The sequence below is a fragment of the Micromonospora pisi genome (assembly GCF_003633685.1).
Lineage (GTDB): Bacteria > Actinomycetota > Actinomycetes > Mycobacteriales > Micromonosporaceae > Micromonospora_G > Micromonospora_G pisi.
The window spans coordinates 510,226-536,206 of record NZ_RBKT01000001.1; the positions used below are offsets into that span (position 1 = coordinate 510,226).

15 protein-coding genes are annotated in these 25,981 nt (G+C 70.9%); 2 read left to right on the plus strand and 13 right to left on the minus strand.

The window, feature by feature from the left end:
- Positions 1 to 144: 144 nt before the first annotated feature.
- Positions 145 to 1,251: a LacI family DNA-binding transcriptional regulator gene (locus tag BDK92_RS02200; RefSeq protein WP_121154107.1), complete on the plus strand. Its 1,107-nt coding sequence runs from the start codon at positions 145 to 147 to the stop codon at positions 1,249 to 1,251.
- Here the strand turns inward: BDK92_RS02200 and BDK92_RS02205 are convergent.
- The 3 genes from BDK92_RS02205 to BDK92_RS02215 form a co-directional block, all read right to left on the minus strand.
- Complete coding sequence (locus BDK92_RS02205) at positions 1,217 to 1,747, minus strand: GNAT family N-acetyltransferase (protein ID WP_121154109.1); 531 nt, start codon at positions 1,745 to 1,747, stop codon at positions 1,217 to 1,219. The two genes, BDK92_RS02200 and BDK92_RS02205, sit on opposite strands and share 35 nt — an antisense overlap.
- 118 nt (positions 1,748 to 1,865) lie before the next feature.
- Positions 1,866 to 2,672 carry an inositol monophosphatase family protein gene (locus tag BDK92_RS02210; protein WP_121154110.1) on the minus strand — a complete coding sequence of 269 codons (807 nt, stop codon included), beginning with the start codon at positions 2,670 to 2,672 and terminating at the stop codon, positions 1,866 to 1,868.
- Positions 2,673 to 2,814: 142 nt separating this feature from the next.
- Complete coding sequence (locus BDK92_RS02215; protein WP_121154112.1) at positions 2,815 to 4,026, minus strand: hypothetical protein; 1,212 nt, start codon at positions 4,024 to 4,026, stop codon at positions 2,815 to 2,817.
- A gap of 203 nt (positions 4,027 to 4,229) precedes the next feature.
- On the opposite strand from BDK92_RS02215, the gene BDK92_RS02220 reads away from it, so the two are divergent.
- On the plus strand, positions 4,230 to 5,528 hold the full coding sequence (locus BDK92_RS02220) for an asparaginase (protein ID WP_121154114.1): 1,299 nt from the start codon (positions 4,230 to 4,232) through the stop codon (positions 5,526 to 5,528).
- 7 nt (positions 5,529 to 5,535) lie between these two features.
- On the opposite strand, the gene BDK92_RS02225 is transcribed toward BDK92_RS02220, so the two are convergent.
- The 10 genes from BDK92_RS02225 to BDK92_RS02270 all read right to left on the minus strand — a co-directional run bounded on the left by BDK92_RS02225 (position 5,536) and on the right by BDK92_RS02270 (position 25,930).
- Complete coding sequence (locus BDK92_RS02225) at positions 5,536 to 6,318, minus strand: ABC transporter ATP-binding protein (protein WP_121154116.1); 783 nt, start codon at positions 6,316 to 6,318, stop codon at positions 5,536 to 5,538.
- Complete coding sequence (locus BDK92_RS02230; protein WP_246016738.1) at positions 6,315 to 7,307, minus strand: FecCD family ABC transporter permease; 993 nt, start codon at positions 7,305 to 7,307, stop codon at positions 6,315 to 6,317. Before BDK92_RS02230 ends, BDK92_RS02225 begins: the two co-directional genes overlap by 4 nt.
- Positions 7,308 to 7,426: 119 nt before the next feature.
- Entirely contained in the window at positions 7,427 to 8,200 is a 774-nt protein-coding gene (locus tag BDK92_RS02235) for a class I SAM-dependent methyltransferase (protein WP_121154120.1), read from the minus strand.
- 16 nt (positions 8,201 to 8,216) lie between these two features.
- Complete coding sequence (locus tag BDK92_RS02240) at positions 8,217 to 9,197, minus strand: ABC transporter substrate-binding protein (RefSeq protein ID WP_211349022.1); 981 nt, start codon at positions 9,195 to 9,197, stop codon at positions 8,217 to 8,219.
- Positions 9,198 to 9,408: 211 nt separating this feature from the next.
- Positions 9,409 to 10,827 (minus strand): sugar transferase, encoded by a 1,419-nt coding sequence (locus BDK92_RS02245; RefSeq protein WP_246016739.1) that lies wholly within the window; start codon positions 10,825 to 10,827, stop codon positions 9,409 to 9,411.
- 630 nt (positions 10,828 to 11,457) lie between these two features.
- Positions 11,458 to 13,983: a DNA gyrase/topoisomerase IV subunit A gene (locus tag BDK92_RS02250; RefSeq protein ID WP_121154122.1), complete on the minus strand. Its 2,526-nt coding sequence runs from the start codon at positions 13,981 to 13,983 to the stop codon at positions 11,458 to 11,460.
- 101 nt (positions 13,984 to 14,084) lie between these two features.
- Entirely contained in the window at positions 14,085 to 16,142 is a 2,058-nt protein-coding gene (locus BDK92_RS02255) for a DNA gyrase/topoisomerase IV subunit B (RefSeq protein WP_121154124.1), read from the minus strand.
- A 408-nt stretch (positions 16,143 to 16,550) separates the two neighbouring features.
- A complete protein-coding gene (locus tag BDK92_RS02260; protein WP_121154126.1) occupies positions 16,551 to 17,510 on the minus strand; it encodes a fatty acid desaturase family protein in 960 nt (319 codons plus the stop codon).
- Positions 17,511 to 17,562: 52 nt separating this feature from the next.
- Positions 17,563 to 18,483, minus strand: coding sequence for a pyridoxal-phosphate dependent enzyme (locus BDK92_RS02265; protein WP_121154128.1), 921 nt, complete (start codon positions 18,481 to 18,483; stop codon positions 17,563 to 17,565).
- Between the two features lie 55 nt (positions 18,484 to 18,538).
- Positions 18,539 to 25,930 (minus strand): non-ribosomal peptide synthetase/MFS transporter, encoded by a 7,392-nt coding sequence (locus BDK92_RS02270; RefSeq protein WP_211349023.1) that lies wholly within the window; start codon positions 25,928 to 25,930, stop codon positions 18,539 to 18,541.
- Positions 25,931 to 25,981 lie beyond the last annotated feature (51 nt).

Sequence of the window (25,981 nt, forward strand, 5' to 3'; positions counted from 1 at the left end):
TCAGCTCCTTCGCGTATCGGCGATGCGCTGGTGCGTGTTCCGGGAGGAGATCGCGACCCGGCGGATTTCACGGGACCGTAACAATCCCGCAGTATCGACGGCAATCGTTTGCCATGCTTTTGCCAAGGGTGGTTGCCTGTCGACATGGCCAGCGCCGAGCAGCACGCCGCGCCCGCGACAGCGGCCACCGACGGCGGGCGTCGTACCCGCCCGGTCACCATCACCGACATCGCCCGGGTGACCGGTGTCGTGCCGTCCACGGTCTCCCGGGCACTCAACAAACCGGGCCGGGTCAACGCCGTCACCAGGGAACGCATCCAGGCCGCCGCCCGCGAGCTGAACTACGTACCGAACTCGCAGGCGCGGGCGCTGATCTCGGGGCGGACCGGGACCATCGCGGTGGTGGTCTCCGACGTGACGAACCCGTTCTACTTCGGACTGATCCGGGGCACCCAGCAACGGTTGAAGGCCGCCGGTTACGCCCAGCTGCTCATCGACACCGAGGACTCCGGCGAACACGAGGCCGAGATGTTGCAGAAGATGCGCCGCTCCCTCGACGGCGCCATCCTCGCCGCCTCACGGCTGCCCGAACGGGCACTGACCGCCCTGGCCGGCGAGATCCCACTGGTCACGGTGAACCGGAACGTACCCCGGGTGCAGAGCGTCGTGATCGACACCCCGACCGGTATCGGCCTGGCCGTCGAGCACCTGGTCGGACTCGGCCACCGGGACATCGTCTACGTCGCCGGACCGGAGAACTCGTGGTCCAACCACGCCCGCTGGCGGGCCGTACGGGCGGCGGCGCAACGGTACGGGCAGCGGTTCCGCCACGTCGGACCGTTCCCGCGCGGGCGCCGATCCGGATCGGCGGTCGCCGACGCGGTGCTCGCCTCCGGCGCCACCGCCTGCGTCTGCTTCAACGACCTGTTCGCCATCGGCATGCTTCCCCGGCTCCGGCAACGCGGCGTACGCGTACCCGAGGACCTGAGCGTGGTCGGCTGCGACGACATCTTCGGCGCCGACTTCTGCCACCCACCGCTCACCACGCTGACCGCGCCGATCGAACAGGCCGGCGAGGTCGCCGTCGCCATGCTGCTGGCCCGGCTGGAGCAGCCGGTGACGGAACACCCGGGTACGGCACCGAGCCGACGAGCGGTGCTGCTGCCCGCGACCCTGACCGTCCGCGAGTCGACCGGCCCGGCGCCGACCACCCGACTCAGCGCAGTTCGCCCCCCAGCAGGCCCATCGTGAACTTGTCGTACCACCGGCCGTCGCGGCGGAAGACCTGGCGCAGCCGACCCTCGTCGACAAAACCCACCTTCTGGTAGACGTGGTGGGCGGCGTGGTTCTCGGTCACCACGGTCAACGTGATCTTGTGTAGGCGCATCTTCTCGAAGCCGTACCGGCAGACCGTGCGCATCGCGTCGGTCGCGTACCCCTGCCCCCAGTACTCCTTCTCGCCGAGGTAGATGTCGAGGTCGGCGACGCCAATCTCCGGTTCGGTGCCGTGCAGGCGTACCAGCCCGATCAGCTTGCCGTCGCTGAGCACCTCGACGCCGAAGAGCACGTCGCCGTACTCGTTGCGGGGCCGCTCATCCTCCAGCCACCGCCGGACCTGGGCCAGCGACTGCGCATAACCGTCGTCCATCCAGCGCATGACCTCGGGGTCGTGGTTCCACCGCCACAGCGACTCGGCGTCCGACGGCTCCATCGCCCGCAACTTCACCAGCTGCCCCAGCACGAACATGGGCTACCCATCGCGTGATCGCATTTGTGGACCCGCCAGTGCTAGCACGGACCAGGTCGCCACCCAATCCGAATACGCCCGCGCCCTGCCGTCGACGACCGCACCGGGGGCCACGGGCCTACCGGGCGGCCGCCGAGCGCTGATTTTCGATCTGTCCCAGCAGGGTCGCGTGCGTTTCCTCGTCGGCCGCCACGACGAGCCCGCCCACACCGAGGTGAAATGGCTGGCCCTCGATGCCGGTCACCACGCAGCCGGCCGCCTGGCACAGGGCGATACCGCTGGCGAAATGCACACTGTCCCGCAGCTGACCGTCGGTGACGTACGCGGCCCGCCGGCCGGCTGCCACCCAGGCCACTGCCAAGGTGGTGGAGACCACGCGCGGACGGAACCGCGCCACGAACCCCCGGTCGGCGAGCAACCGGACAGCCTGGAAAGCCGGGTCGTTCGGAAACGGCGGATCGAGGTTGACGTCCACCAGACCCGATTCGGCCGACGGCGTGAGCGGCTCGTCGACGCCGGCACGACGCACGTACGCGCCCGCCCCATCGGTCCAGAAGATCTCCTCGGTGAACGGGTCGGCCGAGGCCGCGACCAGGGTCTCCGCGCCCGCCCGCAGGGCGACGTTCACCGAGACCAGAGTGCCGCGCACGGCGTAGTTCAACGTTCCGCAGAGCGGGTCGACCAGCCACACCCGCCCGTTGCCGTCAGACCCGCTCCGGCCGCTCTCCTCACCCACCATGACGTCGTCGGGTCGAGCGGCGCGCAGCACGTCGAGGATGACCCTCTCCGCGTCGATGTCGACTGCGGTGGCGAAGTCGCCCGCGGTCTTCTCGAAGCGCGTCAACGCCTCCCCGTGACGGGAACGCACTTCAGCGGCTCCCGCCTCTGCCGCGATGATGACGAGGTCCCGGTCCGCGATCGACATGCGCGCAGCCTAATTCCCGGCCGGTGCGAGCGGGACCCGGTCACATCCGGGTGGCTACCTGACGGGCCAGGTCCTCGAGCGGTCTGCGGTTCTCCGTGGGGTCGTCGAGTCGGACCACGACCGGGCCGCCGCACGTGCCGGGTCAGCTCAACTTCGAGCCGGTGGTGGTCGGTCGGCTCGCACCGAGGAAGAAGATGCCGGGCAGCCCCTGGGTCTCGAAGCCGTCGCTCGGGTTGCGCCGTAACGTCGAACTCTCGATCCGCATGGTGCCGCTGCGGTCGTTGCTGACGAAGAAGACCGCCCCACCGCCCTCCTCGGCGTGGTTGTTCTCGATGATGCTGCCGGCGATCCGTACGGTGAACGTGTTGCCGTCGCAGTAGATCGCACCGCCGCTGCCGCCGCCGGGCGTACCGCCACGGGCCGGGTTCGCCCCCTGGCCGATCGCCTCGTTGTGGCTGAACACGCTGTTGAGCACCACCCAGGCGACGCCGATGCTGCTCAACGCGCCACCGTTCGAGCAGGAGCCGCCCTGGCCGGCGGCGCCGCCGAAGGTGCTGTTCACCACGTACACCGGTTTGCCCTGATACTGGCTGAGCACCCGGATCGCGGCCCCGCCCAGGTCCGGGCCGGTACGGTCGCACTTGTTGCGGACGAAGCGGGAGTTGACCACCTTGAACTGCCCGCCCCGCACGAAGATCGCGCCGCCGCCACCGCCCTCGGTCTTCTCCCCGGTCGAGTTGCCGTCGGCAAAGGTCAGGTTCTGTACGGTCAACTGCGGGTGGTCCTGGTTGTCGCAGTGCGACGTGGTCCAGCCCTGGGCCTGGTCACAGGTGTTCATGTAGAGAATGCGGTGCCGGCCGCCACCGCTGAGCGTGACCTTGCCACCGCCGTCCAGCACGATCCGTGGACCGTTGGCGTTCCTGACCTTCGCCGTCTCCGTCATGGTGATGGTCACCGGGTCCGGTCCACAGTTGAACGTGATCACCCCGCCGGCCGCGACCGCGGCGACGACCGCCCTGCCGGTGCAGCTCGCCCCGGTGCCGGTGCCGATCACCCGGGTCGGTCGGCTGGTGTCCACCGCCCGCCCCTCGGCCGGGACCGTGGCGCCGCCGCTCGGATTGCCCGCACGGGCCACCGTCGTCGTCGACCTGCTCGGCGAGGCTGACGGTGTGCCTGTCGGCGCCGCGCCGAGCCCGTCGTTCGTGCCGGTAGCCGGTCCCGAAATCGCGGAAGGGCTGCCGGAGGAGGTCGGCGGGGGCGTCGGCGGTTCGTCGTCGGCCGAGCGACCGCAGCCGCTGACCAGAGCGGCGGCCAAACCGATGACGAGCAGGAACGTACCGGGCTTGACGGGCATTCGCCGATGCTAGAAGGCCGGTGGTGCGCATGGCGAACCAGCCGTCCCCGAACCGGCCGGCAGGGCGGGACCAGCCGACAGCGAGTCGGCCGACGGGTCGATCGGCGAGGGCGAGGGCGAGTGAAATCGACCCTTAACTAGATCGAAAACTCCAACTCGGACGATGCGGGTTCCCTTCCACCGTCCCAGCCGCGGAGGTCACCATGTCCGCCCCGAACATCCCGTCCGGCCCGTTGCCCCGGCCCGCCCGGTGGCGCCCCGGCGCACTTCTCACCCCGCTGGTCAGCGCGACCCTCGGCGCGGCGCTCGTACTGAGCCTGACCACGTCGGCCGACCCTGCCGGCACCGACACCGCGCCGCCCTCGGGAACGGTCACCGGGGTCACCGCGCCGGACGGCATCCGCAGTGTCGCCTACACCGAGGCCCTCGCCACGGCGAAGACCCGCAAGCCGAAGGTGACCGTGATCGGGACCGGCGGCACCATCTCGGGTGTCGCCACCTCGCGCAGCAGCTTCACCGACTACCGCTCCGGCCAGATCGCGATCGCCAGCATGGTCGGTCAGCTCCAGCCCGAGATCGGTCAGGTCGCGGACGTCAGCACCGTACAGTTCGGCAACAAGGGCTCCGGCGGGTACACGATGGCCGAGTTCCACGCCCTCACCCTCGCCGTACAGAACGCGTTGAAGTCCGCGGACGCGGTCGTGGTGACCAGCGGCACCGACACGATGGAGGAGTTCGCGTACTGGCTCGACCTCACGGTGCAGAGCCGCAAGCCGGTGGTGATCACCGGTGCGATGCGGCCGTGGGCAGCGGTCACCCCCGACGGGCCGCAGGTGATCGGCGCGGACGGCCCGGCGAACCTCTACAACTCGATCGTGCTCGCGGCCAGTCAGACCACCTACTGCTACGGAACCGTGCTGCTGCTCGGCGACGAGTTCCACGCCGCCCGGGACGTGACCAAGACCAACTCGACCCGGATGGACACCTTCCAGAGCCGGGAGTTCGGCGTGCTGGGCTGGGTCGACGGGCCGAACATCAAGGTCGGCCGGGCGCCGTCCCGGGTCGAGGACTGCGACCGGACCAGGGACTGGCTGACCCCGTTCGACCTGTCCCGGATCCAGCCGACCGCGCTGCCCCGGGTCGAGGTCGTGACCAGCTACCAGCAGGCCGGCGGTGAGGCGATCACCGCGTTCGCCGCCGCCGGGGTGAAGGGCATCGTGACCGCCGGCACCGGCGCCGGTGGCCTCTCCTCCGCGCAGAGCAGCGCCCGGACCGCCGCCGCCGCGCAGGGCGTGGTCTTCGTGACCACCACCCGGACCGGTTCCGGTTCGGTCTACGGCAGCAGCACCGGACCGGTCATCGCCGGTGACGACCTGCTGCCGCAGAAGGCACGGCTGCTGCTCCTGCTCAGCCTCGCCTTCGCCCCGACGAACGTGGACCGGGTACGGGAGTGGGTCACCACGCTCGGCAACCCGGAATGGGAGACCGCACCCGGCCGGTGAGGCCGTCCTAGTCGTCGGCGGCCGGTGCCCGGGGACGGCGGAAACGTACCCGGGGCCGGCCGTCGGCCTCGGCGGTGACGTCGGCGTGGGCCTGGTAGACCTCCAGCAGCCGCTCCGGCGTGCACACCTCGGCCGGGGTGCCGGCGGCGACCACCCGGCCACGGCGCAGCAGCACGATCTGGTCGCAGTACTGCGCGGCCAGGTCGACGTCGTGCAGGGTGACCACCACCGTCATGGCCGACTCGGCGAGCAGGTGCAGCAGCTCCAGTTGGTGCCGTACGTCCAGGTGGTTGGTGGGTTCGTCGAGGAGCAGCAGGTCGGGCTCCTGGAGCAGGGCCCGGGCGATGTCGACCCGCTGCCGTTCCCCACCGGAGAGCGCTGACCAGCGACGCGTCTCGAAGCCGGCCAGGCCCGCATCGGCCAGGGCCCGGCGGGCCAGGTCGAGGTCGGTCGCGCTGACCGGCGCCAGGCGGGACCGGTGCGGGATCCGGCCGAGCAGGAGTACGTCCAGGGTCGACATCTCCACGTCCGGGCTGACCTGCTGGTGCACCACCGCGATCCGGCGGGCGAGCCGCCGACGGGGCACCAGCCCCAGCGGTTCGCCGTCGAGCAGCACCTGGCCGGCGTCGGGTCGACCCAGCCCGGCGAGCAACCGGAGCAGGCTGGACTTGCCGGACCCGTTCGGCCCGAGCAGCCCGACGGTGGCACCGGGTGCGGCGGTGAGCACCGCCCCGCTGAGGATCCGGACGCCCCGTACCCCCCAGTCGACATTGTCCGCGGCGAGCCTCATCCTGCCCGGCTCCTACGACGCATCACGATCGCGAAGACCGGTACGCCGATCAGCGCGGTCAGTACGCCGACCGGCAGTTCCTGCGGGGCGAACACGGTACGGGCCGCGGTGTCCGCCCAGATCAGGAAGACCGCCCCGGCGACCGCGCAGGTGGGGAGCAGGATCCGGTGTTGCGCGCCGACCAGGAGCCGGGCCGCGTGCGGGATGGTCAGGCCGACGAAGCCGATCGCACCGCTCGCCGCGACCAGCACGGCCGCCAACAGCGCGGTCGTGCCGAAGAGCACCAGCCGGGTACGGGCGGCGGCGAAACCGAGCGACTCGGCGGTGTCGACACCGAAGGCGAAGGCGTCCAGCGCGGGCGCGTACCACCAGCAGACGGCGGCACCGGCGGCGGCGACCGTCGCCGCCAGGGTCACCGCCGGCCAGGAGGCCCCGGTGAGCGAGCCGAGCAGCCAGAAGGTGACGCCACGGGCGTTCTGCACACTGGCGTCGGAGATGACGACCAGGCTGGTCACGGCGCTGAACAGTTGGGAGACCGCGACACCGGAGAGGACGATCCGGGTCGACGAGCTCCAGTACCGGCCGGCGAAGAGCAGGACCGCGCCGAACGCGGTGGCGCTGCCGAGGAAGGCCCCGGTGGAGACGGAGACCGAACCGACACCGAGGCCGAGTACCAGCACCGCCACCGCCCCGGTCCCGGCGCCGGCGGAGATGCCGAGCAGGTACGGGTCGGCCAGGGGGTTGCGGGTCAACGCCTGGAGCACCGCGCCACAGAGCGAGAGGCCACCGCCGACCAGTCCGGCAAGCAGGACCCGGGGCATCCGTAGGTCCCAGACGATGCTGTCGGCGAGCCGGGGCAGCGGTCGCGCCGGCAGTCCCAGGTGCACCGCCACCGCACGGGCGACGTCGGTCACCGACAGGTCGGCGGTGCCGATGGTGACCGCCGCCGCGATGCTCAGCGCGAGCACCGCCAGGCCGCCGGTGAGCACCGGCCCTCCGATCCACCGACCCGGTGTGCCGGATCGGTGGATCGGTGTGCCCGCCGATTGCCGCGCCGACGGGCTGATCGGTCGCACCGACTGGTCGGTCGACTCTGCTGGCAGTGGATTCATCGGCGGGCGAAGACCACGTAGTCGTCGAGGTACTGCCAGACGGTGCCGACTTCGGAGAACCCGGCGGTACGCAGCGCGGCGAGGTGGAAGTCGAGCGGGGCGAGCGCCTGCGGGGGCCGGTCGGCGAAGCGCCGTTCCCGCTCCTGCGCGAAGGCGGCGATCGCCGGGTCGGCGAGGGCCTCGTCGTACCACTGCTGGTAGGTGAGCGCACCGCTCGCGAACCCCTTCTCCTGCGCGCGGATGTCGTGCCGTCGGGCGAGGTCGTGCAGGGTGGTCGAGGGGGCGAACCGGAGGTGGTCGGCGTTGAGCAGCAGGCCACCGGGGGGCAGGAGTTCCGCCGCCGCCTGGTAGACGCGGAGCAACTGCTCCGGTGAGAGCCAGTGCAGCGCGGTGGAGCTGAGTACGGCGTCGACCCGACGGCCGTCGAGGACGCCCGGCCAGTCCGGGTCGACCAGGTCGGCCTCGCGTACCTCCGCCCGTGGCCCGTGGTCGGCGAGCACACCACGGGCGATGTGCAACAGGATCGGGTCGTAGTCGACGGCGACGGCGCGGGCGTGGGGAAAGGCGGTGAGGACCCGGTCGGCGATCGCGCCGGGGCCGCAGGCCAGGTCGAGCACGGTCGGATCGTCGGGGAGCAGCAGCCGCAGGACGTCCAGCATGACGGCGAAGCGCTCTTCGCGGTCGGCGACGTACGCGGCCTGCTGCTCGTCCCAGAGTCGCAGCAACCGCCGAGCGGTGGTGGTGCTGGTCGTCGTCGTTTCGGGGGGCATGGGATTCTCCGGGTGTTCAGCGGGTGGTCGGGGCATTGGCGCGGAGTCCGGCGCTGACCTGTTCGAGGGCGGTGACGCTACGGACCGAGGGATCCATCGACGAGCCGGAGACGGTGATGAAACGGTTGTGCACGACCGCGTCGAGCTTGGCGGTGACCGGATTCGACCGCAGGAACTCGATCTTCGATGCGGCGCTGTCGCCCTCGCCGCCACGGGTCAGGTCGGCCAGCACGATGATGTCGGGGTTGCGCTGGGCGATCTCCTCCCAGTTTCCGGCCGGCCACTTCTGTTGCGCGTCGGTGAACGCGTTCCGCGCCCCGAGCAGGGAGCTGATGGTGTCCGGCAGGCCGCCGTGGCCGGCCACGTACGGGGTCTTGGTGCCGGAGTAGTACCAGAGCAGCGAGGTGTCGGGGGCCGTGCCGGCGTTCCGCTTCGCCGCGTCGAGCCGGGCCCGCTGGGCGGCCACCACCTGCTCTCCCCGGTCCGGTACGCCGAAGATGGTGGCGATGTCGCCGATCTCGGCGAAGATGCCGTCGAACGTCACCTCGTCCTTGGCGGCGGACGGGTCTTCGCAGGAGAACGGGGAGAGGTACGCGGGCACCCCGAGGTCGCCCAGTTCCTTGCGCGCGCCTGCGGCGTCCGACGCGTACGCCGACGCGTACGTGGAGTAGACGAAGTCCGGGTTGGCCGCGCGGAGCGCCTCCCGGGACGGGTACAGCTTGGCCAGTACGGGCACCTTCTCGTATCCGGCACGCAGTTCCGGCAGGACCGGGTCGGTCTGGTAACTGGTGCCGGCCATCCGGTCAGCCAGGCCGAGGCTCAGCATGATCTCCGTGGCGTTCTGCTCCAGGGCGACCGCGCGACGGGGCGGCGCGGCCACGGTCAGCGGCAGGCCGCAGTTGGTCACCACGACCGGACCCGCGGTCGTGGCCGGGGAGTCCTGGGCCGGTGAGGTGGTGCCACAAGCGGCGGTGCCGGCAACCGCCAACATCGCCATAATGGAAATGAAAGTCGTTTTCACAAAGCGGGAGATTACCAGGTCAGCGCGTTGCTCCTCGGCCGCCCTCCAGCAAGAGACTCATGTCGTCGCATTGATGGTTGCGACCGCCGATACAACAGAACGCCGGGTCACCAGAACGGTGACCCGGCGTTCGATACATCCGGTTGGCTACGACTGCTCCAGTCACCTGGCGCGTCGGCCAGGAAAGCTACCGACCGCCGCCCCGGAACACCTCGGCGACCGTGCGGAGCACGACCTTGATGTCCAGCCAGAGCGACCAGTTCTCGATGTAGTAGTTGTCGAACCGCGCCCGGTCGGAGATCGGGGTGTCCCCACGCAAGCCGCTGACCTGCGCAAGACCGGTCAACCCGACAGGCACCCGGTGGCGCATGGCGTAGTCGGGGTGTTCGGCGGAGAACTTCTCCACGAAGAAGGGGCGCTCCGGGCGTGGGCCGACCACCGTCATGTCGCCACGCAGGATGTTCCAGAGCTGGGGCAGCTCATCCAGCGACGTACGGCGCATGAACCGCCCGATCGGGCTGACCCGCCGGTCGTCGGCGATGGACCAGTTCGTCTGCGACTCCCGCTCGTTCACCGGCCGCATCGAACGGAACTTGATTACCTTGAACGGCTCGCCGTACCGCCCGATCCGCTCCTGGTAGAAGAAGATCCCGCGACCGCCGTCAAGGAACGTGGCGATCGCGCAGAGCAGCAGGATCGGACTCAGGACGATGAGCGCGAGGGACGCGAAGAAGATGTCCGAGGCGCGCTTGATCGCCCATCTCGGACCAGACAGGGTGGTGTGCCGGATCTGCACCACCGGAATGGCGCCGATGTGGTCCGGCAGCCCGGCGTACGAGCGGGAGCCCCACAACCGCGGCACCGCCCACAGATCGCAGTTCGCCGCGCTCGGCTGCCGCAGGACCTCCATGACGCTGGACTCGGAGGCGTTGACGTCAGCGATGATGAGCACGTCGCACTCGACGATGTCGATCAGCTTCTCGAGGTCGTCCAGGGTTCCGATGAGTGGCGGTGCGCCCGGGTCATTGCGCAACGCGAGGTCCACGCAACCGGCGTAACGGAGACCGTACTGCGGGTAGCGCCGCAGCAGCCGCGCGAGTTCCAGGGCGATCGGACCGCCACCGACGATGATGGCGTTGTGCTCGGCCCACCGCCGCTTTCGGGCAACGATCGCGAGCTTGCGGGTGATCGCACGTCCGATGATGACCAGGACGGCGGAGAGGGCCACGCCGTGCATGAAATCAACCAGGTACCCGAGCGAGTCGTGGCGCGCGGCCGCGATGACCGCCACGATGCCGGCCGAGGCCAACAGTCGCCCACAGATGCTCGGCAACTCGTCGAGAATGCTCACGTGTCGGCGGGCCCGGTAGAGCCCACCCGCCGCGAAGATCACGATGGTCAGCGCCGCCGCGAACAGCGTTCCGCGCCAATAGTCGTCGGAGAGCAGCAGCGGCGCCAGCAGTGCCACCAGGTCGGCCGGCGCGGTGAGCATCCAGGCTCGCAGCCCGCGGGTCTTCTTGGAGGCACGGGAACTCACGTAGGGCAACACCGCGGTGGACGCGTTCGGCAGATGCTCATGCGTGGGCACCTGCTGCTCGTCACTCACACGGGGACCGGGAAGCCTATGTTGGCCACCGACATCGTCGATGGCAGCCTGGTAACCAGGCACCGAAATCGGTTGCCCGGAAGCGTCAGCCGCAGGCGGCTTCACCGTATCCTGGCCCATTGTCGGCCAGCTCGACATCCTTTTGTCCTCCCCGTATGGCGCAACGCGTTACGCGCCGCGAGCAGGATACGGCCGGCATACCTGTTCCGCTAGAGGCACATCCGGCAGAGTTTGTGGGCCGAGAGTAGAAGAAGTCGTGGCGTGCAACTGATTGCCGGGTAAGGCTTACATTGCCGCCACCGTCGAACCAGTCCAATTTGGTCAGATGCGATGTTTTGCCCAGCACTGGAGGCGTCAACAACACGTGTTGCCGAGGGTACGGTCCCCGGAATGAGCCGCCCATCACACCGATTCAGGCTCTTTGCCCGACTAGCGGAAATAACCAAGATTGTCACCTGGCGAATCAGCTCCCGGACTGGATTGGCACCCCGGCCAGACATCCCTGACGACAATCCCGCCCCACGGAAGACGGCGCGCGTGGGCAGAGCCCGACGCGCGCCGCTTCATCCTTGTACGAATTCCCAGGTCAAGACGCCTCTGGCCGGGACAACCCGGATCGGCGTCGCCCGGTCAGCCCCGTTCGATCAGGTGCCCCACCAGGTCCGGACCGAAGACGGCGGTCCCGGAACCATCGCGCCGCTCGTCGGGCTCCGGCAACGCGAGCGGCTCCCCACGCTTGCCCGCACCGACCGGACGCGGGCCGACCCAGGCCACGACCAGCTTGGTCTCGCCCTTGAGGAACCGCTGCGCGCGCACCCCGCCGGTGGCCCGCCCCTTCGCCGGGTAGAGCGCGAACGGCGTGACCTTCACGCCACTGCCGGTGCTGGTCACCACCATCGGTTCACCATGTTCCGGGTCCTCGGTACGGACCGCCCCGAAGAACAGGACCTGGGCGCCGGCGGCCAGGTTCACGCCGGCCATGCCACCGCCCTTGAGTCCCTGCGGACGCACCAGCGACGCGGCGAAGCGCAGCAGCGAGGCGTCCGAGGTCACGAAGGTGAGACTCTCCGTACCGTCGTCGAGCCAGGTGGCACCGACCACCTCGTCGCCCTCACGAAGGCCGATCACCTCGAACTCGTCCGCGCGTACCGGCCACTCCGGTGCGCAGACCTTCACCACGCCCTGCCGGGTGCCCAGCGCGAGCCCCGGCGAACCGGCACCCTGTTCACCCAGGGGCGCCAGCCCGACGACGGTCTCGCCCGGGTGCAGTGCGACCAGTTCCGCGACGGACATGCCACCGCTGACCGACACCGTGCCGGCCTGCTCCGGCAGGACCGGCAGCGGCAGGACATCGGTCTTGAACGCCCGGCCCGCGCTGGTGATCAGGAGAACCTGGCCACGGGCGGTGGTCCGGACCACGGCCCGGATCGCGTCGTGCTTGGTCCGGCCGTTGCGGCGACGCCCCTCGGACGCCTCCTCCGACTCGGCCGCGGTCCGGGCGACCAGCCCGGTCGCGGAGAGGATCACCTGGCACGGGTCGTCGGCCACCTCCAGCGGACCGGCCGGCGCGGACGCGGCGAGCACCTCCTTGAGGTCACCGTCGACCAGCGTCGTACGCCGTTCGGTCGCGAAGTCCTTCACCACCTTGGCCAACTCGTCCGAGACCACCCGGCGCAGCACGCTCTCGTCGTCGAGGATCGCCGACAGTTCGGCGATCTCGCCGCGCAACTGGTCACGCTCGGCCTCCAGCTCGATCCGGTCGAACCGGGTCAGCCGGCGCAGTGGTGTGTCGAGAATGTAGGTGGCCTGGATCTCGGAGAGCGCGAACCGGGCCATCAGCGCGTCCCGGGCCGCCTGGGCGTTGTCACTGCCCCGGATCAGCCGGACCACCTCGTCGATGTCCAGCAGCGCGATCAGCAGCCCGTCGACCAGGTGCAACCGGTCCTGCCGCTTGCGTCGTCGGTACGTCGTACGACGGGTCACCACCTGGTAGCGGTGGGCGAGGAACACCTCCAGCAGGGCCTTCAGGCCGAGGGTCTGCGGCTGCCCGTCCACCAGGACCAGGTTGTTCACGCCGAACGACTGCTCCAGTGGGGTCAGCCGGTAGAGGTCGGCCAGCAGCGCCTGCGGATTCACGCCGACCTTGCACTCGATGACCAGACGGGTGCCGTTCTCCCGGTCGGTCAGGTCCTTCACGTCGGCGATGCCCTGCAACCGCGCCGGCTGCCGCTGCCCCTTGCGCGGCCCGGAGGTGATCACCTTGCCCCGGACCTCGTCCGTGATCGCCTCGATGACCTTCTCCGCCCCGACCCCGTAGGGCAGTTCGGTGACGGTGATGGCCTGCCGGCCCCGGCTCCCCTCGAGCGGGCCGATCGTCACCCGGCCGCGCATCCGGACCACCCCACGGCCGGTCTCGTACGCCTTGCGTACCTCGTCCAGGCCGAGCAGCAGGCCACCGGTCGGCAGGTCGGGGCCGGGGACGAACTCCATCAGCTTGTCCAGCGACGCGTCCGGGTGCCGGATCAGCCAACGGGCCGCCGCGACCACCTCGCCGAGGTTGTGCGGGATCATGTTGGTGGCCATTCCGACCGCGATTCCCGAGGTGCCGTTGACCAGCAGGTTCGGGAACGCCGCCGGCAGCACGCTCGGCTCGGAGAGCGACCCGTCGTAGTTCGGCCGGAAGTCGACCGTGCCCTCGCCGAGTTCGCCGACGAGCAGCATCGCCTCGCGCGACATCCGCGCCTCGGTGTACCGGGCCGCCGCCGGCCCGTCGTCCGGCGAGCCGAAGTTGCCGTGGCCGTCGATCAGGGGGACGTTCAGGGAGAAACTCTGCGCCAGCCGGACCATCGCGTCGTAGATCGCGGTGTCGCCGTGCGGGTGGTACTTACCCATCACGTCACCGACAACACGGGCCGACTTCACGTGACCACGGTCGGGCCGGTAGCCCTGCTCGCTCATCGAGAAGAGGATCCGCCGGTGCACCGGCTTGAGGCCGTCGCGCGCGTCCGGCAGCGCACGGGAATGGATGACCGAGAACGCGTACTCCAGGTAGGAGTCCTCGACCTCGGTGGCGAGCGGGTTGTCGATCACCCGCGCGCCCGCCTGGTCGAAGGCGGAGAGGTCGACCCGCTGCGGATTGCCGGTACGGCGTGCCATGACTACGTGCTCACTTCCATCCGTCGGCCGGTCCACCGGCCACTGAAACGACTTGGACCCGGGCGGGGCGAGCCGGCCGCCAAGGCGACCGGCTCCGGTGCTCACGTGTCGATGGTCTCCTGGTCGACCCGGCTGGCGGAGTCGATGAGCCAGTTCTTGCGGGGCTCGACCTTCTCCCCCATCAGCAGTTCCAGCACTTCCTCGGCGGCCGAGGCGTCATCGAGGGTGATCCGGCGTACGGCCCGGCTCGCCGGGTTCATCGTGGTGTCCCACAGCTCGTCGGCGTCCATCTCACCGAGTCCCTTGAACCGGGGAATCGGGGTGACGACCTGCTTGCCCGCCTTCTCCAGCCGGGCCACCGTGCTCGACATCTCGGCCTGTGTGTAGGTGTAGACCGTCTCCGGGCTGCGGCCCTTCGTGCTCACCTTGTGCAGCGGAGGCACCGCCGCGTAGAGCCGGCCGGCCTCGATCACCGGCCGCATGTACTTGGCGAAGAGTGTGATCAGCAGGGTTCGGATGTGCGACCCGTCCACGTCGGCGTCCGCCATGATCATGATGCGGCCGTACCGGAGCGCGTCCAGGTCGAAGGTACGGCCCGAGCCGGCGCCGAGCACCTGGACGATCGCCGAGCACTCGGCGTTGTCCAGGACCTGCTGGAGGCTGGCCTTCTGCACGTTGAGGATCTTGCCTCGGATCGGCAGCAGGGCCTGGTACTCGGAGGAGCGGGCCAACCGGGCGGTGCCCAGCGCGCTGTCACCCTCCACGATGAACAGCTCACTGCGGGCGACCCCGGTCGACCGGCAGTCCACCAGCTTCGGCGGCATCGACGCGCCCTCCAGCGCGGTCTTGCGCCGGGCGGCGTCCTTCTGCTGCTTCTGGGTCAGCCGGACCCGGGCCGCGTCGACGATCTTCTGTAGGACGGTACGCGCCTCGGTCTTGGTCCGCCGGTCCTCCAGCCAGGTCTTGAGCTGCTGCTCGACCACGTTCTGGACCACCTTGGTGACCGGCGCGGTGGAGAGCTCGTCCTTGGTCTGCGAGGTGAACTGCGGCTCCGGGATCCGTACGTGCACCACGACGGTCATGCCTTCGAGCACGTCGTCGAGGATCGGCGCGTCCTCCTTCGGCTTGAGCAGGCCACGGGTGTTGCGGATCGCGGCCGTCAGCGCCCGTACGGCACCCCGCTCGAAACCCTTGCGGTGGGTGCCGCCGTGCACGTTACGGATGGTGTTGGTGAAGCACTCCACCGTCCGCTCGTAGCCGGTGCCCCACTGGAGCGCGACCTCCACCTCGGCCCGACGCTCAACATTGCTCTGCATGACGCCGTGTTCGTCGGCGGCGTTCTCCCGGTAGTTCCCCTCACCGACGATCAGGAGGGTCCCGGAGACGGGCTTGTCGCCGGCCGGGGCGAGGAAGTCCACCATGTCGGTGAGGCCCTGCGGGAAGTGGAACGTCTCGAGGGTGGGTTCGTCGGCGGTGTTGTCCCGCAGCACGTAGGTGACGCCGGGAACCAGGAACGCGGTGTTGCGCAGCTTGGTCCGGACGGCGTCGACGTCGAGGCTCGCGCCGGTCTCGAAGTAGCGGGCGTCGTACCAGTAGCGGATGGAGGTGCCGGTGGAGGCGCCGCGCTTCATCCGGCCGACCGGCCGCAGTCCCGGTTGCCGGGTGAAGGTGCTCTCCGGTCCGGCACCGTCGAAGACGCCCGGAACGCCGTGCTGGAACGACATCTGGTGGATCTGTCCGCCCCGCTGGACGGTGACGTCGAACCGCCGGGAGAGCGCGTTGACCGCCGAGGCGCCCACGCCGTGCAGACCACCGGAGGTCTTGTAGCCGGAACCGCCGAACTTGCCGCCCGCGTGCAGCCGGGTCAGCACCAGTTCGACACCGGAGAGCCCGGACCTGGCGTGCAGGTCGGTGGGGATTCCCCGGCCGTCGTCGTCCACCTGCACCGAACCGTCGGCGTGCAGAATGACCTCGACCCGGGTGGCATGACCGGCGACGCCCTCGTCGGTGGAGTTGTCGAGGATCTCGTTGAGCAGGTGACCGACGCCACGGCTGTCGGTCGACCCGATGTACATGCCGGGTCGTTTCCGGACGGCATCGAGGCCTTCCAGATGGGTGAGGTCATCGGCCCCGTACAGAATCTCAGGTTGTGCAGTCAACGAGCTGAACTCCCAGAAGTGCGTTCTACACGCCGCGGCACGGCATGATCGTCGTCGGCCCGGCCGGCGCTGCCCGCGAGCCTACCTACTCCCCTGCGCGCTTCGACGGGACTGTCCGTGTCGACGGGCGTGGCAGGGACCGACATCACCGGATCGTGCCGTCCCGGTACGACAGGAACTTGTCCCGTACCACCCCACCGGCACATCTTGTCCTTGCCAAGTTCCCTCGCCAGGGCCGTGTTGTCACCGTAAAGATCGAAGGTGACCCCGCACGGTGCCCCACCGCCCGTCGCGGGCTGCCCCTGGGCGGCCGGCGCGCCGACCCCGCGACGGCGTCCGGCCCGGGCAACCAACCCGGGCCGGAGGCACTCACCGGCGCCGACCCTCTGGTCGGCGCCGGCCGCCGACTCAGTTCGTCCGCGCCGGGCGACGATCGGTACGGCGCAGCTCGTGCCAGAGCAGACGGTAGAAGTCGCCGTAGCTCCGCTCGACATTCGCCGCGAGACGCCGGGTCTCCTCGTGCCGTGACGGCAGCTGGTTGATCGGCACCGTCATCGCCGCGTGATGCTCGATGTGCAGGTTGTTGCCGTTGGTGAACCAGGTGCTCAGCCAGCTGCCCCGGATCGACCGGGTGTTGCGCAGCACGTCGGTGGTGTCGGTCTCACAGAGCAGGTGTTCCGGCAGCTCCACGAGGAAGTGCATCGGCACCGCGAGCAGCAACGGCAGGACCCAGAGACGCAGCGGGTACGCCCCGTACCCGGCCAGGGCCAGGCCGATCACGGCCAGCACGACGACGCCGAGTACGAGGTGTTCGGTGACGATCCGCCGACGCATGGTCGGGCTGACCGCGCCGTACTGGTAACTCCACCGCCCGGTGGCGCAGCGGAGCACGTCCCACCCGACCGAGCCGAGGCGCGGATAGTCGAGCAGCCCGCGCAGCAGCGCGGCCACGGTGATCGGCTGACGGGTGTCGAAGCCGAAGAACTCGGTGTCCTGCGGCGTACCGAGGTAGCGGTGGTGCTGGAGGTGACGCAACCGGTAGTGGCTGTAGACCACGAGCAACGGCAACCCCAACGGCACACCGACCAGCCGGTGCGGCCACGACTGCCGGAAGGCCGAGTGGTGCAGGCACTGGTGCTGCAACTCGACCGCGTGTGTGTACATCGCCGCGAGCAGCACCACCCCGACAGCGATGAGCAGCGGTTCCGGGCGCAGCGCCAGGACCACGCCCACGACGGTGAGCACGGCCAGCGCCACCAGCTTGGCCACGAAGACCCGCTCGTCGGCACGGGACACTCGGGTACGGGTGAACAGCAGGGCCGGGCTTGCGGACGTACGGGCTCCGGGTGCTGCGTCAAGTACGGTCATCACGTCTCCTGGCGTGGCTGATCACGATCTGTGCTGTGTCTGCGGGTCCGGCTCAGCGACCGCTGAGCAGCACCACGTGCGTGCCCGGGGTCAGGCCGACCGCCTCCGCCCGGGCGAGCAGCCCGGCCAGCGCGACGGCACCGGCGGCGGTGGGGTGCGCGCCGTAACCGGCGAGTGCGGTACGCGCCTCGACGAGTTGCCGGTCGTCGGCGCCGTACGCCGCGCCACCGGTGTCGGCGATCGCGGCCATCGCCTCAGGTCCCTGGAGGGCGTGCCAGTTGACCAGCGGCTGGTTGTGGTCCGAGGTGGTGACCCCGTCCGGCGGAAGCATCCGGTACTCGCCCGGCCAGCTCGTCAGTACCGGGTTGTTGCCGGCCGAACCGACGCCGTTGATCACCGTCGGCCAGTCCAGCGCCCGGAGCTGCCGGTGCACCGCGATGATCGTGGTGCCGTTGCCGACCGGGATCCAGAGTGCGGCCGGCGGGTCGCCCAGCACCGCGCGCAGCGCCGGCACCACCACCCCGTGCCCTTCGAAGACCGCGTCGACGTACGGGCCGTCGACGTTGCCGTCGACCGCGCCGTCCTCGGCGGCGAGCCGGCGGGACTCGTCGACCGCGTCCTCGTAGCTGCCGGGAACCAGGTGCACGTGGGCACCGGCGGCCCGCATGAAGGCGCCGCCGTCGCTCCACCCGGTCGGCAGGACGACGGTGCAGGTCAGCCCGCTGGCGCGGCAGGCCATCGCCATGGCCCGTCCGTAGTTTCCGCAGGTGGCGACGACGATGTGCCGGTAACCGTCGGCGATCGCACGGGCGACCACGGCACGGGCGGCCGGTTCCTTGTGGCTGCCGGAGGCGTACCTGGTCTCGTCCTTGATCAGGATCCGGACGCCGGGCACCAGGCCGGTGGCGTCGATCAGTGGCGTGCCGTACGCGTCGACGGGTGCGACGAGGTCGGCGAGGGTCTCGATGGACATGGGGCTCCTCAGGAGGGTCCGGGGTGGCCGGATGGCAGTCGGGTGGGGGGTGGGCTCAGGTCCTGGCCGCGAGAAGCAGCTCGTCCGCCTCGCGCTGGAGGGTGTCCCGGTCACCGATCTCGGCGGGCGGCACCGCGTCCGGCAGGTGGTCCTCGATCAGCCGCAGTGGTCGGTTGAACCAGCCGCGTACCGCCCAGGCGAGTTGGAGCAGGCCGCTGACGACGACCAGCAGGGCGAGACCTCGGCCGGGTCCGGTGCCGATCACCCGGCCGACCGTGTCGGCCAGAGCGCCACCGGGTTCGAGCAGGGGCTGGACGTACCGGTCGGCCAGTGGGCCGACCACCAGGTAGCCCAGCGGCATGGTCAGCATCATCACCGTGATGAAGATCGAGAGGACCCGGCCCTGGAGTTCGAAACCGACCTTGCTCTGGATCAGCGCGATCCAGTGCCCCTCGGTGACCGATTCGCCGAAGGTCAGCAGGAACATGCCGACCGCCGCGAAGACCGGGCTGGCGCCGATGCCGACGACCGCCATCGCGAGGCTGGCCAGCCCCATGAAGATGATCATTCCGTTGGCCCGCCGGGCGGTGCCGCCCCAGAGCCCCATCAGCAGGCTGCCGCAGAGTCCGCCGAGGCCACCGGCGGAGAGCGCCACGCCGAGCGCGATCGGCGACTGCTCGATCAGCAGCATCGGGGTGATCACCGCGAAACCGAGGGTGTAGAAGGCGTGGTCGATGACGAAGAACCGCAGCGCGGCGCGGAGCCCGGGCCGGCGGGCGATGTACCGCCACCCGTTGGCCACCTCGGTCCGGAAGGTCTCCTCCCGCCGCCGGAACATCAGATCCGGGAAGCGGACCAGGAGCAGCGTGGTCACGCCGACACCGAACGTCGCCACGTCCAGCAGGATCACGCCGTCGATCCCGATCAGACCGATCAGCCCGGCGCCGAGCATCGGCGCGAACACCAGTCCGAAGTTCACCCCGAGCTGGCTGACCCCGTTGGCATGACCGAGGTACCGCTTCGGCACCAGTTGGGCCACCGCCGCCAGGTAGGCGGGCCGTTGGAAGGCACCGGCGACCGAGGTGACCGACACCGCCAGATAGACCTGCCAGAGTTCCAGCCCACCGCCGAAGACCAGCAGGCCGAGCGCACCCATCGCGCACGCCGCCGCCGCGTCGCTGGCAAGCATCACCCGGCGCCGGTCCCACCGGTCGGCGACCGCACCGGCGATCGGGCCGACCAGGATTCCCGGCAGCATGCCCACCGCGCTGACCACGGCGAAGTCGGTGATCGCGCCGGTCTGCTGGTAAACCCAGATGCTCAGCACCAAGGTGCTCAGCCCGCTGCCGATCATCGAGATGAACTGGCCGAACGCGACCAGCGCGAACCGGGACAGGCTCGGTGCCGGCTGCCGGCGCGCGTCGGCCCCGCCGACCACCGGTCCGGCGGCGGCCGCCGGCTCCGCCGCACCCACGGTCGATCCGGGTACGGCAACCGCTTCGCCGCCGTCGACCGGTGCCGCCGCCGGCTCCCGGGCGGACCGGTCCAGCCACCCGCGTGCCCGCTCCACCAGCACCCCGGCCAGTGGTTCGGCGTGGCTGCGGACGAAGAAGTGACCGGCCTTGGGCAGTACCGCCAGGTCGACCTCGGCCGCGAAGTGCTCCCACTCGCGGTGGCGCTCCTGGTAGTGCTCGGTGACCCGGTCGCGGGCACCGACGACGCTCAGCACCGGGGCGCTCAGCTTGGTCGGCTCGTCGCCCCGGTAGTCGGCGGTGAAGTACTCCTCGGCGTCCCGCGCGTCGTGCCGTACGTTGCGCAGCACGAACGCCTCGTCCTCGGGGCGGTCCAGGTCGGTGAAGCCGCCCCGGCCACGGAGGTAGGCGAGGTACTCCCGGTCGGAGGTGAACCGGTCGGTCGGCACCAACCGGTAGAACCAGTCGAAGAACCGGCCGGGCAACCGGGCGGTGGGGAAGCCGGCGCCGAGCCCCACCCCGATCAGCTCGACCCCGGCCTCCTCGGCCCGCCGGGCGAGTTCCACGGTGACCGCTACCCCGAGGCAGTGCCCGTAGAGCAGAACCGGTCCGCTGATCCGCTGGAGTTCGGGCAGTACCCGGGCCGCCACCTCGGTACCGGGCAGCAGCGGGTCGTCCGGCCGGGCCTGGTCGTGACCGGGCAGTTCGAGTGCGTAGAGCGCCCAGTTGGCGGGCAGCGCCGACGCGAGGGGCTGGTATGCGATGGCGCTGCCACCGGAGTAGGGGACGGCGACCACGGTGACGCCACCGGTGGCCGGGTCGGCGTCGGCCGGGGTCAGCCGGTGCAGCAGCCGGTCCGGCTGCCGGTCCGGCCCGGCCGAGCGCTGGTCGAGCAGAGCGGCGAGGGTACGCACGGTCGGGTGCTGGTACAGCTCGATCAGGGTCGGCGCCGGTTCGATCCGCCGGACCAGCCGCAGTGCGCTGAACGAGTCGCCGCCGAGGGAGAAGAAGCTGTCGTCGATGCCGATCTCGGCGATCCCGAGCGTCTCGGCCCAGACCGCCGCCAGTCGCCGCTCGGTGCCCGTACGCGGGGCCGTTCCGCCGGGTGCGGCGCCCGTCTCCGGTGGTGCGGGCAGAGCGCGCCGGTCGAGCTTGCCGTTCGGGGTGAGCGGCAGTTTCGGCAGCGGAACCACCCGAGCCGGCACCATGTGCACCGGCAGGGTGGCGGCGAGCGCCTCCCGTACCTCCGCCTCGGTGACCTCGACGCCGGGCTGGGCCACCAGGTATCCGACCAACTGGGCGATGCCGGAGGGCAGCGGGTGTACGGCCGCGGCGCAGGCGAGCACGCCGGGCAGGGCCCCGATGGCGGCCTCGACCTCGCCCAGTTCCACCCGGTAACCATTGATCTTCACCTGGTCGTCCAGCCGGCCGAGGAAGTCCACGTTGCCGTCGCGGTGGAACCGGGCCGCGTCCCCGGTCCGGTACATCCGGGCCGGGCCCGCGTTCCGGTCCTGCTCCGGGCCCGCGTTCCGGTCCTGGTCGGGGGCGGTGGAGGAGGCCACGAACGGGTCGGGGACGAACCGCTCGGCGGTCAGCTCCGGCCGGTCGTGGTAGCCGGGCGCGACCCCGACACCACCGAGGTACAGCTCGCCGACCACACCCGCGGGCACCGGCTCGCCGTACCCGTCGAGCACGTACACCCGGTTGTTCGGGAAGGGCTGCCCGATCGGCAGCGGCGCGTCCAGCGGCAGCGTGTCGACGGCACCGTCGAAGTAGACGTTGTCGACGGTGACCTCGGTGACGCCGTACGCGTTCACCACCCGGTTGCCGGCCCCGACCAGACGCCGGGCCTGCTGGTACTCCCGGACATGCCACTTCTCGCCGCCGCCGATCAGCAACCGGACGAAGTCCAGCCGCTCCCCCGCCGCGTCCACGTGGGCGAGCAGGGTACGCAGCACCGCCGGCACGAGTTCGGTGCAGTTGACCTGTTCGTCGCGCATCAGGGCGTACAGGTCGGCCGGATCGAGCAGGACCTCCCGGGGCACCACCACCAGCCGGCCGCCGGTGCAGAGCGCACGCAGCGTCTCCCCGACGAACATGTCGAACGAGAAGCTGGCCGCCTGCTGGTAGGTCCACCCCGGATCGAGCCGGTACGCGCGCTGCCACATCACCGCCGCGTGCACCAGGTTGCCGTGGTTGACCACCACGCCCTTGGCCCGCCCGGTGGAGCCGGAGGTGTAGATCACGTACGCCGGGTCCTCGGGCGAGGTCACCACCGGCAGGTCGTCGTCGGCGGCGCTGTCGACCTCGGCCGCGTCGCGGTCCAGCGCCAGCACCGCCACGCCGTCCGGCGCCGCCGGGGCGCCGGCCAGGTCGAGCCGGGTCACCAGGGCCAGTGACCGGCTGTCGGTCAGCATGTAACGCAGCCGGTCCGGCGGGTAGGCCGGGTCGAGCGGCACGTACGCACCGCCGGCCTTGAGTACGGCCCACATCGCCACGAAGAGTTCGATCCCCCGGTCGAGGCAGATCGCCACCCGGGTGCCGGGCCGTACGCCGCGCTCGCGCAGCAGCCGCGCGAGCTGGTTGGCCCGCCCGTTGAGCTCCCGGTAGCTGACGGTGGTGGCACCGTGGGTGAGTGCCGGCGCGTCCGGGGTCGCCGCCGCGCACCGCTCGAAGAGCTGGTGTACGCCGTCGGCCTCGGGCACCTCCATCGTGTGGTCGTTCCAGTCGTGCAGGATCCGGTGCCGCTCGGCCGGCGTCAGCAGCGCCAGCCGGGTGACCGGGGTGGACGGTGCCCCAGCTCCGGCCGCCAGCAGTGTCAACAGATGGTCCAGCAGTGCCTCGACCCGCTCGGCGTCGAAGAGTTCGGTGGCGTAGTCGACGCTCAGCACCGGACCGTCGACCGGGAAGTCCAACCCGACCGCGAGGTCCACCATGGTCGCCGCCGGGGCCACCTCGCCGGCGTACCGCACCGTGTCGGTGCCGGGCGCGGGCGTGTTGTGCACTGTGAGCATGACCCCGCTGAGCCGGTTGCGGTTGCCGGTCGCCGGTCGCCGGGTCGCCGCGATGATGTCCGGCAACGACAGTTCCTGGTGGTCCAGGTCGCGTACCACCGACTCCCGGACCCGGCGGACCAACTCGGCGAAGCTCGGCTCGCCGCCGACGTCGCCCCGGATCGGCAGGATGTTGAGCACCGGGCCGACCAGTGACTCCAGCTCCGGCGCGGTCCGCCCGGCGACCGGCGCCAGCACGGTCACGTCGGTCCGGCCGGTGTAGCGCGACAGCACCGACTGGAGCCCGGCGAGCACCACCATGAAGAGGCTCGCCCGCTGTGCCCGTCCGTACCCGCGCAGCCGTTCGACCAGCTCCGGGTCGAGCGGCCGGCAGACCCGGCCGGCGGCGAACGAGCGTACCGGCGGGCGGGGACGGTCGGCGGGCAGTTCCAGGTCCAGGTCGGCGTCGGCGAACCGGTCGCGCCAGTAGTCGGTGAGCGAGGTGTCGTCGGCGTACGCCCGGCGCCGGGCGGCGAGGTCCGGCAGTGGGTGCGACCGCACCCGTACCGGCTCCCGACCTGCCGACAGGTCCCGGTAGAGCCCGGCGAGTTCGTCACCGAACAACCCGACCGACCAGCCGTCGAAGGCCAGGTGGTGCACCACGAGCAGCAGCTCGTCGTCGTCCGCGCCGGTACGCAGCAGCAGCGCCCGCGCCAGCGGCCCGTCGGCCAGGTCGATCGGTTCCCGTACGGCCTGCCGGCGTACCTCCTCGGCCCGGGGTTCCCGCTGCCGGGGCGGCAGGTCGCGCAGGTCGACCTCGGTCAGCTCGACCGTGCCGAACGGCGCCACCACCATCCGGGGTTCGTCCCCGTCGAGCGGGAACCGGGCCCGGAGTAGGGGGTGCCGACGAACCAGTTCGGTCAGGCAGTCGGCCAGGATCTCGGCCCGGACGCCGCCCGCCATCCGGTAGCGGATGCCGAGCGTGTGCGCCGGCAGGTCGGCGCAGACCTGCTCGGCGATCCAGAAGTCGCGTTGCAGCGGGGTGAGCGCCAGTCCGGCCGGGTCGCCCACCACCGGGACACCCACCGTGGGTGCCGACGGGGCGCCGGTCGCGGTCGTCGCCGTACCTTCGGCCGCCGTGGTCCGCTCCGGGGCGGCCGCCCGGACCAGGTCGGCGAGCTCGGCCAGGGTCGGTGCCGCGTAGAGCCGGCCGAGGGTGAGCTCCACGCCGTACTCGCGGCGGAGCGCGCTGATCAGCCGGACCGCGTCGAGGGAGTCGGCGCCGAGGGCGAAGAAGTCCTCGGACGTGGTGACCTCGGGGACGCCGAGCAGGTCGGCCCAGAGCCCGCTGATCCGTGCCACGACGGGATCGCCGGACGGTTCGGCCGGGGTCGGACCGGCCGACGGCGTGGGAGCGTCCACCCCGGCCAGTGCGACCCGGTCCACCTTGCCCTGGAGGGTGAGCGGGAAGCGGGCGTGGCCGACGAACGCGCCCGGTACGAGGTAACCGGGAAGGGTCTCGGCGAGCTGTCGGCGTACCGAGACCACGTCGAGCGTGCCGTCGTCGACCGTGAGGTGGCCGACCAGTCTCGGCGAACCGGTCCGTTCGTCGACCAGGACCACGGCGTCGGTGATCCCGGGCAGGTCGCGCAGCGCGGACTCGATCTCCCCCAGCTCGACCCGGAACCCGCGGATCTTCACCTGGTGGTCGAGCCGACCCAGGTACTCCAGTTGACCGTCGGCGAGCTGCCGGACCCGGTCACCGGTCCGGTACTCCGGTGTGCCGTCCGGGCCGGGAACGAAACGTTCCTCGGTCAACTCCGGACGACGCAGGTAGCCGGTGGCGACACCGGCACCGCCGACGGAGAGCTCGCCGGCCTCGCCGACCGGCACCGGGACACCGTCCGGGTCGAGCACCCGGATCGTGACACCCGTCAGCGGGTGCCCGATCGGCACCGGACCGTCGCCACTGTATGTGGTCAGGTCGGCGGCGGTCGCGACCACCGTCGTCTCGGTCGGACCGTACGTGTTGAGCAGCCGTACCGCCGGGTCGACCCGGTCCCGCCAGCGTTGCACGGCGGACGGCCGCGCCGCCTCCCCGCCGATGATCACGAGTCGCACCGCCGTCGGCAGTACGGCCTCTCCCCGGTCGATCGCGTCGACCAGCTCGTGCCAGTACGCCGTGGGCAGGTCCAGCACGGTGACGCCGAGCGCGGCGCAGCGGTCCAGGAAGAGGTCGGGCCGGCTGATCATGTCCTCGTCACGGATCACCACGGCGGCACCGGCGACCAGCGGCGGGAAGATCTCCTCGACGCTCGCGTCGAAGCTGATCGAGGCGAACTGGAGCACCCGGTCGCCCGGGGTGAGCGCGTACCGTTCGACGGCCGCCGCGCAGAAGTGGTCCAACGCGCGGCGGGGCAGCACCACTCCCTTGGGCTGGCCGGTGGAGCCGGAGGTGAAGATGACGTACGCCGGGTCCTCGGCCGCCGCCCGCGCGGTCGGCGCGGCGACGGACCCGGTCGGGGCGCCGATCGGCAGCAGCGTGGTTCCGGCCGGCAGCACCGGCGGATCGACGTCGGCGGGCACGAGCACCAGGCGGGGCCGTACCTGCTCGGTCATGAAGGCCAGCCGGGCCGCCGGATAGCCGGGGTCGAACGGCACGTAGCCCGCGCCGGCCCGCAGCACCGCGAGCATCGCCACCACCGCGTCCCGGCCCCGGGGCAGGCAGAGTCCCACCAGGTCACCGACGCCGACCCCGGCGGCGGCGAGGACACCCGCCAGACCGTCCACCTCGGCGAGCAGCTCCGCGTACGTCAGTTCGCCGGTCGTGTCGACCAGGGCGAGCGCCGTCGGGGTCCGGTCCGCCCGCGACCCGATCGCGTCGAGTACGTCGAGGTGACCGGCCCAGCCGTTCGCGGAGTCCCGCCGCGGCTCGACGGGTCGGCTGACGTCGGACAGGTCGACGGCAGGTACGGCACCCACGGTGAATCTCCTTGACCTTCGCGGCACGAGCGGGGACGGCGCTGAACGCTA